At 72.5% G+C, this 13,460-nt stretch carries 9 protein-coding genes; 6 read left to right on the forward strand and 3 right to left on the reverse strand.

Annotated elements, in window-relative coordinates; translation table 11 throughout:
* Positions 1 to 100 precede the first annotated feature (100 nt).
* The 3 genes from LW587_RS01915 to LW587_RS01925 all read left to right on the forward strand — a co-directional run bounded on the left by LW587_RS01915 (position 101) and on the right by LW587_RS01925 (position 5,242).
* The gene (locus LW587_RS01915) at positions 101 to 1,474 is read left to right on the forward strand and encodes a flagellar hook protein FlgE (protein WP_232627915.1); all 1,374 of its coding nucleotides are present in this window, start codon (positions 101 to 103) and stop codon (positions 1,472 to 1,474) included.
* A 71-nt stretch (positions 1,475 to 1,545) separates the two neighbouring features.
* Positions 1,546 to 3,423 carry a flagellar hook-associated protein FlgK gene (gene flgK, locus LW587_RS01920; protein ID WP_232627916.1) on the forward strand — a complete coding sequence of 626 codons (1,878 nt, stop codon included), beginning with the start codon at positions 1,546 to 1,548 and terminating at the stop codon, positions 3,421 to 3,423.
* 13 nt (positions 3,424 to 3,436) lie between these two features.
* A complete protein-coding gene (locus LW587_RS01925; RefSeq protein WP_232627917.1) occupies positions 3,437 to 5,242 on the forward strand; it encodes a hypothetical protein in 1,806 nt (601 codons plus the stop codon).
* A gap of 72 nt (positions 5,243 to 5,314) precedes the next feature.
* Here the strand turns inward: LW587_RS01925 and LW587_RS01930 are convergent, their stop codons facing one another.
* A complete protein-coding gene (locus LW587_RS01930; RefSeq protein WP_232627918.1) occupies positions 5,315 to 7,510 on the reverse strand; it encodes a xanthine dehydrogenase family protein molybdopterin-binding subunit in 2,196 nt (731 codons plus the stop codon).
* A gap of 109 nt (positions 7,511 to 7,619) precedes the next feature.
* The gene (locus tag LW587_RS01935) at positions 7,620 to 8,075 is read right to left on the reverse strand and encodes a (2Fe-2S)-binding protein (RefSeq protein WP_232627919.1); all 456 of its coding nucleotides are present in this window, start codon (positions 8,073 to 8,075) and stop codon (positions 7,620 to 7,622) included.
* A 227-nt stretch (positions 8,076 to 8,302) separates the two neighbouring features.
* Between LW587_RS01935 and LW587_RS01940 the strand changes: the two genes are divergently transcribed.
* Together LW587_RS01940 and chrA are read left to right on the forward strand one after the other, a co-directional pair.
* On the forward strand, positions 8,303 to 9,841 hold the full coding sequence (locus LW587_RS01940) for a sensor histidine kinase (protein ID WP_232627920.1): 1,539 nt from the start codon (positions 8,303 to 8,305) through the stop codon (positions 9,839 to 9,841).
* 222 nt (positions 9,842 to 10,063) lie between these two features.
* Complete coding sequence (chrA, locus tag LW587_RS01945) at positions 10,064 to 11,578, forward strand: chromate efflux transporter (RefSeq protein WP_232627921.1); 1,515 nt, start codon at positions 10,064 to 10,066, stop codon at positions 11,576 to 11,578.
* A 71-nt stretch (positions 11,579 to 11,649) separates the two neighbouring features.
* Here the strand turns inward: chrA and cobT are convergent, their stop codons facing one another.
* Positions 11,650 to 12,675 (reverse strand): nicotinate-nucleotide--dimethylbenzimidazole phosphoribosyltransferase, encoded by a 1,026-nt coding sequence (gene cobT / locus LW587_RS01950; protein ID WP_232627922.1) that lies wholly within the window; start codon positions 12,673 to 12,675, stop codon positions 11,650 to 11,652.
* A 187-nt stretch (positions 12,676 to 12,862) separates the two neighbouring features.
* Between cobT and LW587_RS01955 the strand changes: the two genes are divergently transcribed.
* The coding region (locus tag LW587_RS01955) for an adenosylcobinamide-GDP ribazoletransferase (RefSeq protein ID WP_232627923.1) at positions 12,863 to 13,460 on the forward strand (598 nt) is incomplete at its 3' end.

The following is a 13,460-nucleotide window of genomic DNA, read 5'->3' on the forward strand; positions in this document are numbered from 1 at the left end:
CGCATCAGAAATATCAATGACTTAGCTCTGGCATGGGGGTTGCGCTGACCGGTCTCGACAGGGATCCGCCGCGGGCGGTCTTCCAGGAGGGGCCAGGACCATGGACGTGTTTTCCGCGCTGCAGACGGCGGTTTCGGGCCTGCGGGCGCAGGCCTTCTCCCTCGACAACATCTCCGGCAACATCGCGAACTCGCAGACGACCGGCTACAAGCGCATCGACACCAGCTTCGTCGATCTCATCGCCGAGCGGAACGCGAAGCATCAGGTCGCCGGTTCGGTGGCGGCCTATTCCGAGCTGACCAACACGATCCAGGGCAACATGAAGGACACGGGCGTGTCCACCAACATGGCCCTCAACGGCAACGGCTTCTTCGTCGTTCAGAAGAAGACCACCGATGCGGGCGGCGCGTCGAGCTTCTCCCCGACCAACCTCTACAGCCGCCGCGGCGACTTCGCCCCCGACAAGGACGGCTACCTCGTCAACGGGGCGGGCTCCTACCTCACCGGCGCGAGCCTCGATCCGGTGACCGGCCAGACCGTCTCGACCGGTCCGATCCAGATCTCGAGCGCGATCCTGCCGGCCAAGGCCACGACGACGATCACCTACGAGGCCAACCTGCCCAAGACGCCGACCACGGCCGGCGCCAAGGCCAATAACGGCCTGCTGCCGCCCCCCGCCGACGGCGCCGCCGACCCGCGAGTGCTCGACGGCACCGGCACCGGCAAGGTCGAGGCCGCCGATGCCCAGTCCCTGATCGACAACAGCGTGGCCGGCCCCTCCCTCACGGTCTACACCGCCGCGGGCGCGCCCGTGAGCGTGCAGACCCGCTGGGCGAAGGTCGCCAACGCTTCGGGGGACACGAAGGACACCTGGAACCTGTTCTACGCCGACAAGGCCAGCGTCTCGGGCAACCAGACGAGCTGGACCAATGTCGGCCAGGCCTTCCAGTTCGGCGCCAGCGGCCAGATGACGATGCCGACCGGCGGCACGGTCGCGATTCCGACCATGGAGGTCGACGGCGTCGGGATCGGCCCGCTCACCCTCGATCTCGGCGGCGGGCTCACGCAATACGCCTCGTCGAGCGGCACGGTGAAGACCGACGCCCTCAAGCAGAACGGCTACGCCTCGGGCACGCTCAGCTCCGTCGAGGTCGCCGAGAACGGCATCATCAGCGGCACCTATTCCAACGGCTCGGTGATCGACCTCGCCCGGGTCGAGGTGGTGCAGTTCGTCAACGCCGACGGGCTGAAGCCGGACTCGCTCGGCAACTACACCCAGACCGTCGCCTCGGGCGAGCCGATCAGCGGCCTCAACGACACCACCGTGGTCGGCGCCAATGTCGAGCAGTCGAACACCGACATCGCGGCGGAATTCTCGAAGATGATCGTGACCCAGCAGGCCTACTCGGCCAACACCCGGGTCATGTCGACCGCCCAGACCATGATCTCCGACCTGCTCAACGTGATCCGCTGACGGGCACGCCGCCCGGCCGGTCCCGGTTCTCGGCCGGGGCCGGCGCATTCTTTCACTGACGGAGGGCGGACTTGGCCTTCGACGCACTCACGACGGCAACGGCCGGCCTGCGGGTGACGCAGTCGCAGATCGGCGTCGTCTCGCAGAATATCGCCAATGTCGGCACCGCGGGCTACGTCCGGCGCACGCTCTCGCCGGTCACGTCGGGCCTGGGCAATGCGGGCGTCGCCACCGGCACGATCGCCCGGGCGATCGACGCGGCGGCGCTGAAGCAGCTGCGCTCCGAAACCTCGGGGGCGTCCTACACCTCGATGATGGCGGAGATCCGCACCCAACTCGACGCGCTCTACGGGCGGCCGGGCGACCCGTCCGCCCTCGACGGGATGTTCAACAGCTTCACGCTCTCGCTCCAGACGCTCGCCGCCAATCCGACCTCGACGGCGGCCCGCGCCACGGTGCTCTCGGCCGCCTCGGGCCTCGCCACGACCATCGGCAGTGCCGCCAACGGCGTCCAGGCCCTGCGTTCCGGCCTGGAGGCGCAGCTCTCCTCCGACACCTCGGAGGCCAGCGGCTTGCTGGAACGCCTGGCCAAGCTCAACACCCGGATCGGCGCGACGCCCACGAGCGATCCGAGCCGCCCCGACCTGGAGGACCAGCGCGACCAGGCCCTCACCAGCCTGTCCGGGCTCATGGACATCAACGCCGTGACGCTGAGCGACGGCACCGTGAGCGTGCTCACGGGCTCGGGCGTCACCCTGCTCGACCACGCCAACGCCGCCTCGCTGACCTTCTCGGCCCGGGGCACGCTCTCGGCCAACGCCCTCTATTCCAGCGACCCGAGCCAGAGCGGCGTCGGCACCATCGTGGCGAACACGCCCGGCGGCGGCCAGATCGACCTGATCGCCTCGGGCGCGATCCGCTCCGGCGCCATGGCGGCCGCGGTGGAATTGCGGGACACGGTGCTGCCCCAGGCCCAGCGCCAGCTCGACGATCTCGCCGCCGGCCTCTCCCGGGCGATGTCGGACCGCCTCGCCACCGGCACGGCGGTCGGCGACGCGTCCGGCAACGGCTTCGACATCGACCTGACCGGATTGTCGGCGGGCAACGCCGTCACCCTGACGGTCCAGAACGGCTCGACCCAGCGCAACCTCATCCTGATGCCGTTCACCGGCACGCCGCCGGACGCGGTCCCGGCCGCCGGCACGGACGATCCCGAGGCGACGGTGATCCCGTTCCGGCTGCCCGGCGAGGGCGGGCCCGCGACCGTGGCCGAGGCCGTCGCCGCCGCGCTTCGGGACGGGGGCTACGAAGTCTCCGTGCCGTCGGGCGGGGCGGCGGGCGCGGTGCGCATCGTGGCCAACGGCAGCACCAAGCTCCTCGCGGTCTCCGCCAGCGTCACCCAGGTGACCTCGGCGACCGACACGAAGAGCGGCAAGGCCCAGATTCCCCTCTTCGTCGACGGCAAGGCCGGCACCTTGTTCACCGGCTCGTTTGATGCCGGCTCGCAGCTCACGGGCTTTGCCCAGCGCATCACCCTGAACCCGGCCGTGGCCGGCAACGCCGCGAGCCTCGTCGGCATTTCCGGCTCAGGCACGAGCACCGGCGACGCGACCCGGCCGCAGGCGCTCTACGAGGCGCTGACCGGCGCCCAGCGCACCTTCTCCGCCGCGAGCGGCATCGGCGGGATCGACGCGCCGACGCGCTCCAGCGTGGCGGAGTTCGTGCAGGGCGTGATCGCGGTGCAGGGCTCGGCGGCGGCGGCGGCGCAGGACCTCGACGAGGGCCAGAGCATCGCCCTCTCGACCGCCCAGGGGCGCTTCGCCTCGGCCTCCGGCGTCAACATCGACGAGGAGATGGCGAACCTGATCGCGCTCCAGCAGGCTTACACGGCCAATGCCCGCGTGCTCACCGCCGCCCGCGACATGCTCGACACCCTGCTGCGGATCTGAGGACGGATCACCCATGAGCACGATTCCGCCTTTCGCCGCCGGCACCTACCGCTTCGACCGCCAGTCGGCGAGCCTCGTCGGCATGAAGAGCGCGCTCGACGGCCTGTCGCGGCAGCTCTCGACCGGGCGCACCGCCGAGACCTATGGCGGCCTGGGCACGGGCCGCACCACGAGCCTGAGCGCGCATGCCGCCATCAGCGCCCAGGAGGGCTACCTCGCGGTGCTCGCCTCCGCCGACACCCGCGTGAAGCTCACGAGCGCGAGCCTGACCCAGATCAAGACGCTCGCGGAGAGCACCCGCTCGAACCTCAACGGCCTCGTCACCTCCCGGAACAAGGCGCTGCCGGCTACCAGCGTCCAACTCGCCGACAACAACCTCTCGGCGGCGATCGACGCCCTGAACCAGCAGGCGGGCGGAGTCTACGTGTTCTCGGGGCGGGCCACGGACACGCGCCCCGTCGTCTCGCGGGAATTGATGCTGAACGGCGATCCCTCCGCCGGGCTCGCCGGGCTCAAGACCCTGATCGCCGAGCAGAAACAGGCCGAGCTCGGGCCGGACGGCAACGGCCGCCTGAGCCAGGGCCTCGACGGGGCGAGCGTCACGCTCACCGAGGAGGCCGGGGCCGAGGCACGGGCGAATTTCGGCTTCTCGCTCCTCGGCGCCACCGGTACCGGGAGCGGGCTCACGGCGAGCCTGACCCCGGGGGCGGCCGCCGAGGTCACGCCGGTCTTCGCGACCAATCCCGGCGACGGCGACCGTGTGCGGGTGGCGGTGAACCTGCCCGACGGCAGCCAGGCGACCTACGACCTGACCGCGCGCACGAACCCGGCCGCGGGCGCGGCCGATGCCTTCGCCATCGGCGCCACCGAGGCGGAGACCGCCGAGAATCTCAAGACCCTGCTCAAGAGCCTGCCCGGCGCGGGCGCCATCGCCAGTGCCCAGAGCGCGGCGCCGCCCGGCTTGTCGGCGCGGTTCGACGGCGGCAGCCCGGCCTCCCTCGCCTTCTCGGTGAGCGGCAGCCCGGCCGTCGGCGACACGATCACGCTCAAGCTCGGCCTGCATGACGGCACCACCAAGACGATCACGCTCACCGCCGCCGCCACGGCGGAGGCCGGCTCGACCACGACCTTCGCCCTCGGGGCGGACCCGGCGGCCACCGCCGCCAACCTGTCCCGGACGCTCGGGAACGCCCTGACGGGCGCGGCCGGCACGGAGCTCGCGTCGAGCGCGAGCGCGCGGGCCTCGACGAACTTCTTCGAGGGCTCGCCCACCGCCGGACTCGCGCCCCGGCGCGTCGCGGCGGACGGCAGCGGCTACGCCTCCGCCGCGAGCGACCGGACGGTGATCTGGTACCAGGGCGACGATGCCGCCGATCCGCGGGCGACCGCGACCGTGCAGGTCGGGGCGAGCCGCACCGTCGAGATCGGCGCGCAGGCCAACGAGGCGGCGATCCGCCGGACGCTCGCCGGCCTCGGCGCCATCGCCGCCGAGAGCTTCACCGCCGCCGACGGGACGGTCGACACCGCCCGCTTCCAGGCCACCGCCGGGCGCGTCGGCACCCTCCTGACCGAGGGCGAGGGCACGGCGAGCCTCGACGCCCTCGGCACGGATTTCGGTCTGGCGGCGAGCAGCATGGCGAACGCCAAGTCCGTCGCCACCGGGACCCGGGCCACCCTGGAGAACGCCCTCGACGGCGTCGACACGGTCTCGACCGAGGAGGTCGCCGCCAAGCTCGTCAGCCTGCAGACGCAGCTCCAGGCCAGCTACAAGGTCACCTCGATGCTCTCCGAGATGAGCCTCGTGAACTATATCGGCTGACGGGGCGGGACGGACCGCGCCCGTCGGCGGTCTCTCCCCCGTCCCGCCTCGGCGGGGCGGGGGGCGTCCGCCTCACGCGCCCCGGAGGCTCGACAGGTCGAGCGGCAGCGAGCGCAGGCGCTGGCCGGTCGCCGCGAAGACCGCGTTGGAGATCGCGGGCGCCAGCACCGGCACGCCGGGCTCGCCGATGCCGGTGGGCGGCACGTCGGAGGGCACGATATGGACCTCCACCCGCGGCATCTCGGTGAGGCGGGTCGGCTGGTAGGTGTCGAAGTTCGTCTCCTGCACCACCCCGTCCTTGAGGGTGATGCGGTTGCGCAGCACCGAGGAGAGCGCGAAGCCGACCGCCCCCTCGACCTGGGCCCGAATCACGTCCGGGTTGACCGCCACGCCGACATCGACCGCGGCGATCACCCGCTCGACCTTCACACCGGACTCGCCCGCGCTCACGTCGGCCACCATGGCGACGTAGGAGCCGAAGGATTGATGCACCGCCACGCCCAGGCCTCGGCCCTTCTCCGGGTTCTTGCCGCCCCAGCCCGCCTTCTCGGCGGCGAGCCGCAATACCCCCGAGAGGCGCGGGGCCCGGGTCAGCAGCGACAGGCGGTAGGCGACCGGATCCGCTCCCGCGGCATGCGCCAGCTCGTCGATCACCACCTCCATGACGTGGGCGGTGTGGGTATGGCCGACGGAGCGCCACCACAGCACCGGCACGCCCTCGCGGCCGTTATGGACCTCGAAGCGGTAGGCCGGCAGGCCGTAGGGGGTATCGGAGGCGCCCTCGACCGTGGTTCCGTCAATGCCGTTCTTCACGAGCATCGCCTCGAAGGGCGAGCCGATCATGATCGACTTGCCGACCATGGTGTGGCGCCAGCCGGCGACCTGACCCTTGGCATCGAGGCCGGCCTTGACCGTGTGGTAGACCTGCGGGCGGTAATAGCCGCCGGCCATGTCGTCCTCGCGGGTCCAGACCAGATGGACCGGGGCCTTGCCGTCCCAGGCCTTTACGATGGCGGCGGCCTCGGCGAAGTAATCGGCGCCGGGGGTCGCGCGGCGGCCGAACGAGCCGCCGGCCCATTGGGTGTGCAGGCGGACCTTGTCGGTGGTGACGCCGAGCGTGGCGGCGACCACCGCCTGCTCGATCGTCTGGATCTGACAGCCCGCATAGACGTCGAACATGCCGTCCGCCGCCCGCTCGATCGTGGCGTTGAGGGGCTCCATCGCGGCATGGGCGAGGTAGGGGAAGGAGAACTCCGCCTCGATCACCTTGGCCGCGCCCTTGATCGCCGCGTCGGCGTCGCCCGCCTGCGAGGCGACGAGGCCGGGCGTCGTCGCGGTCTGCCGATACTCGGCGAGGATCGCGTCCGAGGAGCGCCTCTCCGCGGCGGACTCGTCCCACTCGACCCTGAGGGCCTCGCGGGCCTTCATCGCCGTCCAGGTGTCGCGGGCGATCACCGCCACGCCGGTCGGGATCGTCACGACGGCGACGACGCCGGGCATCCCCTGGGCGGCCTCGGCATCGACCCGCCGCACGCTGGCGCCGAAGCGGGGCGGGTGGGCAACCAGGGCGGTCACTTGGCCGGGGCGGCGGACGTCGAGGGAGTAGATCGCCGAACCGTCGGTCTTGGCCACGGAGTCGATGCGCGGCACGCCCTTGCCGATCAGGGTCCACTCGGCGGGCGATTTCAGGCGCGGCTCCTGGGGCACGGGCTTGGCGGCCGCGGCGCCGGCGAATTCGCCGAACCGGCCCTGCTTGCCCGACTTGTGCGACAGCACGCCCTTCGCCACCGTGATCTCGGCGGCCGGCACGCCCCAGCTGTCGGCGGCGGCGGCGACCAGCATGGCGCGGGCGGCCGCGCCGGCCTTGCGCAGCTGGAACCAGGAATTGGCGATCGCGGTCGAGCCGCCGGTGCCCTGCACCGGGCCCATCAGCATGTTGTTGTAGAGTTTCGCGTCGGCGGGCGCGAAGGCGACGCGGATCTGCGCCCAGTCCGCGTCGAGTTCGTCGGCGAGGATCGTGGCGAGCCCGGTCGTGTTGCCCTGGCCCATGTCGAGATGCTTGATCATCACCGTGACGGTGTCGTCGGCGGCGATCCGCACGAAGGCGTTGGGCTGGGCCGGGCCCTTGGACAGGTCGGGACCGCCCTCGGCGGCGCGGGCGCCGCGCAGGTCGAGCCGGAAGGCGAGTAGGACGGCGCCGCCTGCCGCCGCGCCGAGGAAGGCGCGCCGGGACGGGACGGGCGCGTCGGTCAGGTCGAGCTTGAGCATGGGGGCTCCTTCGAGAAGGGTGGGGCTGGACGCGCCTCACGAGGACGCCCGATCCCCGGGGGCCCGACCTCCGGCCGCGATGGCGCAGCGGGCGGTGCGTGAGAGACGCTTACGCGAGGGAGCGGGCCGCTTCGTGGATCGCGGCACGGATGCGCTGATAGGTGCCGCAGCGGCAGATATTGCCGTCCATGGCACTGTCGATGTCCGCGTCGGTGGGCTTCGGCTTCTCGGTCAGGAGCCCGATCGCCGACATGATCTGGCCGGATTGGCAGTAGCCGCACTGCACCACGTCGAGCCGGCGCCACGCGCCCTGCACGGCCTCGGCCACCTTCCCGTTGATGCCCTCGATCGTCGTGACCTTGGCCGCCCCGACATCGCCGAGCCGGGTCTGGCAGGAGCGCACCGGCTGCCCATCGAGATGCACGGTGCAGGCGCCGCACTGGGCGATGCCGCAGCCATACTTGGTGCCCGTCATGTCGAGCCGGTCGCGGATCGCCCACAGGAGCGGCATGTCGGGATCGGCATCGACCTCGCGGGCCGTGCCGTTCAGGTTGATCGTCAGCATGGCCTGGCTCCGAATTCTGGAATCGTTCCGATTCTGACCGGATGAGCGGCCCGCCGATGTGCGCCAGCGCACTTGAATACAGAATGGGCCCCGCCCCGGCGGAATCGAGACAATTCGCGCGGGTCCCGAAGCCGCTTCTTAACGGTTCCCGAGGCACGGTGCGGTTCCCCGTATCCGGGCGGCCCGTGGACGAGACGGCGGCCCACTCGCGTACCGAACCGATTGGCATGGCCGACCTCACAGCGGAGATGGTTCAGCGCGGGCGAGGTCCCTCTTCGCAAGAGGTGGCCAAGCGGCGCGGCATCGCCCGCGAGATGCGCTCGGCCCGCGAGCGCCTGACCTCGACGAGCGGGTTGGAGCGCGCCTTCGATCACGAATTGCTGCGCCTCTACGCCCGCTACCGGGCGGGGGCCGGCCTGCCCCTCCTGGCGCTGGCGCTGGCGCTCGCCGCCGCGGCCTCGCTCTGGGCGCGGCCGGCCACCGCCGCCCTGTGGTGCGCCGGCGCCTGCGGCACCGTGGTGCTCACCGCCGCGCTCGCCCGCCGCTTCCTGCGCCAGGCGCCGGAGGGCCTGTCGCTGGCCCGCTGGCGGCGCGCCTTCATCGCCGCCGAGTTCGGGCAGAGCCTGACCTGGGCCCTGATGCTGCTGGCCGGCGCGCCGGAGGCCCGCACCTTCGCGCTGGTCGGCCTCGTCATCGTCGCCGCGGTGACGACGATGCTGGCCGCGACCGTGCCGATCGCGGCCCTCTCGGGCCTGCTGCCGCTGACCCTCGCGGCGCTCTCGCTGCTGCTGTTCTCCCAGGACATGGACACGGTGCTGCTCGTCGTCATGACGGTGGGCAGCCAGCTCTTCTTCGCGGGCCTCACCCGGCGCCTCTACGACTCGGCGGTCGGCACTCTGCAGTCGCGGGCCGAGAAGGACGCGATCTTCGCCGAGCTCGAACAGGCCAAGGCCAATTCCGACGAGGCCCGTCGGCGGGCCGAGGAGGCGAACCTCGCCAAATCCCGCTTCCTCGCCACCATGAGCCACGAGCTGCGCACGCCGCTCAACGCCATCCTGGGCTTCTCGGAGGTGATGAAGAACGAGGTGTTCGGCGCCCACACGGCACCGGCCTACCGGGAATACGCCAACGACATCCACGACAGCGGGATGCACCTGCTGACGCTCATCAACGAGATCCTCGATCTCTCCCGGATCGAGGCCGGGCGCTACGACCTGACCGAGGAGGCGGTGCAGCTCGCCCACACGGTCGAGGAGTGCCGCCACATGATGGCCCTGCGCGCCCGCTCCAAGGGCCAGACCTTCCAGAGCTTCGTCGACGACAGCCTGCCCCGCCTGTGGGCGGACGAGCGGGCCCTGCGCCAGATCGTGCTCAACCTGCTGTCGAACGCCGTGAAGTTCACGCCCCAGGGCGGCGAGATCGTCATCAAGGTCGGCTGGACCACCTCGGGCGGCCAGTATGTCAGCGTCAAGGATTCCGGGCCCGGGATCCCGGAGGACGAACTCGGCACGGTGATGTCCTCGTTCGGGCGCGGCTCGCTCGCGATCAAGACCGCCGAACAGGGCTCGGGACTCGGCCTGCCGATCGTGAAGGGCCTCGTCGATCTCCACGGCGGCCATTTCCAGCTCAAGTCCAAGCCCCGCGAGGGCACCGAAGTGATCGTCACCTTTCCGGCGAGCCGCGGCATGGACGCCCTGGCCGCCGTCGATCTCGCCGCCCCGCGCCTCGCCGAGACCGCCCCGGCCCGGCGCGCCCGGGCGGCGTGAGGCGACACGGCGCTCCGGAGCCTCTCGGCTCACCAACGCCGCCCCGCCGTCGCGGGAGCCATCCGTGATGCGGGATCATCGTCGCCGACCGGCCTGACGATGGCGTCGCGCGAGGCCGAGGCGTCCCGGGGATGGGCGCGGCGGGCGCCGTCGCGGCCCCGGCGCTCGAAACCCTCTCGCCGTGCCCCGAGGCCGGTTCTATAGCACCGACCCGAGAGGCGGATGCCGGCTCTCCGAAACACGCCGATCGGGATCCGGGAGGATGCGCTCGGATGCGGCGGTCGGCACGGGGTGCGGGAGCGGGACGTGGGAGGCGACGGGACAGGGCGCGCGGCGCAGGCGCCGGAGCCGGACGGCAGTTCCGCCATCCCCGGCCACGGCGTCACCCTCGCCGAGGCGACCCGGGTCTGGGCCCGGATCGCGCTCCTGAGTTTCGGCGGCCCGGCCGGGCAGATCGCGGTGATGCACCGCATCCTCGTGGACGAGCGGCGCTGGGTCGGCGAGGCGCGCTTCCTCCACGCCCTGTCCTTCTGCACCCTGCTGCCGGGCCCCGAGGCGCAGCAGCTCGCGACCTATCTCGGCTGGCTGATGCACCGCACCGCGGGCGGCCTGATCGCCGGCGGGCTGTTCGTCCTGCCCGGCATGGTCTCGATCATGGCGCTCAGCGTGATCTACGCCGCCTTCGGCGGCACCGGCCTCGTCGGCGGGCTGTTCTTCGGTCTCAAATGCGCGGTGCTCGCCATCGTGTTCCAGGCCGTGGTGCGCCTGGGCGCGCGGGCCCTGCGCAACGGGGCGATGCGCGGGATCGCGGCGGGCGCCTTCGCGGCGATCTTCGTCTTCGACGTGCCGTTTCCGCTGATCGTGCTGGCCGCGGGTCGGATCGGCTTTGCCGGGACGCGCGCCGGGACCGACATCTTCCGCACCGGCGGCCATGGAGGCCACGGCCAGGCGGACCAGGGCCTGCCCGACGCCGACAGCCTGCTGGGGGCGGGGGTGCCCGCCCATGCCCGGCCCGATCCGCGCTGGTCGCTGACGATCACCGGGACGTTCCTGGCGCTCTGGCTGGTGCCGGTTCTCGCCCTGGTGGCCGGGCTCGGGCCGGGCCACGCGCTGGCCGACATCGCCGTGTTCTTCTCGAAGATGGCGGTCGTCACCTTCGGTGGGGCCTACGCGGTGCTCGCCTACGTGGCCCAGGCCGCGGTCGAGACCTATGGCTGGCTCCAGCCCGGCGAGATGCTCGACGGGCTCGGCATGGCCGAGACCACGCCCGGCCCGCTCATCATGGTCACGCAGTTCGTGGGCTTCATGGGCGCCTTCCGGGCGCCCGGCGGGCTCCATCCCTACCTCGCCGGGGCGCTCGGCGGCCTCGTCACCACCTGGGTGACCTTCGTGCCCTGCTTCCTCTGGATCTTCGCGGGCGCCCCCTATGTCGAGGCCCTGCGGGCGAACCGGGCGCTGTCGGGGGCGCTCGCCGCGATCACCGCCGCGGTGGTGGGGGTGATTCTCAACCTCGCGGTCTGGTTTGCCCTGCACCTGCTGTTTGCCGAGCGCGTCGTCCTCCGCCCGGGCCTGGGGCTTCGCCTCGAATGGCCGGTCTGGGCCAGCCTGCAGGTCTCGGCGCTCGGGCTCAGCGCCGCCGCCCTTGTGGCGGTGTTCCGGCTTCGCCTCGGCGTGATCCCGGTGCTCGCGGCCTGCGCGGCGACGGGCGTCGCGCTGCATTTCGCCGGCCTCGGCTGAGGCGGTCTCATATCAAGCGGCCCCGCCGTCTCGGGGGCCATCGACGATGCGTCAGCCCCGTCGGACGGGGATCAGACCCCGTCCTGGCCCGACACGCCCGCCTGCGCGAAGGTCGCCATGTCGCGGTGGCAGGCCAGCGCGCCCTTGAGGAGGCCGAGCGCCAGGGCCGCACCGGAGGCCTCGCCGAGCCGCATCCCGAGGGACAGGATCGGCTGCAGCCCGAGCCGCTCCAGCACCTCGGCATGCGCTCCCTCCGCCGAGAGGTGGCCGGCCACGCAATGGTCGAGAGCGGAGGGCTCGAGCGCGTGAAGGATCGCCGCCGCGGCGGTCGCCACGTAGCCGTCGAGCACCACCGGAACCCGCTGGAGGCGGGCGGCCAGGATCGCCCCGGCCATGGCGGCGATCTCCCGGCCGCCGAGACGGGCGAGCACCTCGAGCGGGTCGTCGAGATGGCCGGCATGGGTGGCGAGGGCGAGCCGCACCGCCTCCGCCTTGCGGGCGAGCCCGGCCTCGTCCACGCCGGTGCCGCGGCCGACCCAGTGGGCCGGGTCGCCGCCGTAGAGCGCGGCGTAGATCGCCGCCGCCACCGTGGTGTTGCCGATTCCCATCTCGCCGAGCGCGAGGCCGTCGGTGCCCGCCGCGATCGCTTCCATGCCGAAGGCCATGGTGGCCACGCATCCCCGCTCGTCGAGGGCGGGACCTTCGCAGATGTCGCCCGTCGGAACGTCGACGGCGAGGTCGAACACCTTGAAGCCGAGGCCGTAGGCGGCGCAGATCTGGTTGATCGCCGCCCCGCCGGCCGCGAAATTGTCGAGCATCTGCCGGTTGACCGCTGCCGGGAAGGCCGAGACGCCCCGGGCCGTCACGCCGTGGCTGCCGGCAAAGACGCAGACCAGCGGCCGGTCCAGGCTCGGCCGCTCCTTGCCCTGCCACGCGGCGAGCCATTCGACGAGGGTTTCGAGCCGCCCGAGCGCGCCGGGTGGCTTGGTGAGCGTGGCGTCGCGCGCCCGCACCGCGGCGGCGGCGTCCGGGTCGGGGCCGGGCATCTCGCCGATCAGGCGGCGGATGTCGGCGAAGGGAGAGGCGGCGTCGGTCATCGCGGAACTCAACAGCGGGGCTCGGCGCCGGGCCCGGCGGAAAAGCCGCGGGTCGGCGGAGGGAGCGCGTAGCGGGCGCGGGCTGGGGAGCGCTATAGAAGCGCGCGGGCCGGCGGTACAGGCGGCCGGACCGATGATCCGGGCCGCGCGCCCGGTCCGACGAGGCGCTTTGCGGGGAGGAGCCGGCATGGTCGAGCGCGGGGTGAGCGATCCCGGTCCCCCCTTTCCCGGCGCGGACCTCGTCTACGACCTCGCCGCCTGCCTGCGCTTCTTCACCCGCCTGCCGATCCCGCCGCTGCCCGACGAGCCCGCGCCCTACGGCGCGCCGGATTTCCGCACGGCGCCGCGGATGCTGCCGGTGGCCGCGCTCCTCCTGGCGCTGCCGGCCGCCCTCGTCCTCGTGCTGGCCTGGGAGATCCGGCTCGGCCCGTTCGTGGCCGCCTCCCTCGCCCTCGCCGCCCTCGCGCTGGTGACCGGCGCCATGCACGAGGATGGGCTGGCCGACGTCGCCGACGGGTTCGGCGGCGGGGCCAGCCGCGAGCGTTGCCTCGAGATCATGCGCGACAGCCGCATCGGCGCCTTCGGCGGCACCGCGCTGTTCCTCGGGCTGGCGCTGCGGGCCGCGACGCTCGCGACCCTGCTCGACCGCTCCGGCTGGCTGGGCGCCCCCGCGCTCCTGTTCGCGGCCTCGGTCTCGCGCAGCGCCGCCCTGATCCCGATCGCGTGGCTCGCCCCCGCCCGCCCCGACGGCGCGGGCGCCGCGGTCGGCCGGCCCGACCGCGCGA

It is taken from the genome of Methylobacterium sp. Leaf118, assembly GCF_920984675.1.
GTDB lineage: Bacteria > Pseudomonadota > Alphaproteobacteria > Rhizobiales > Beijerinckiaceae > Methylobacterium.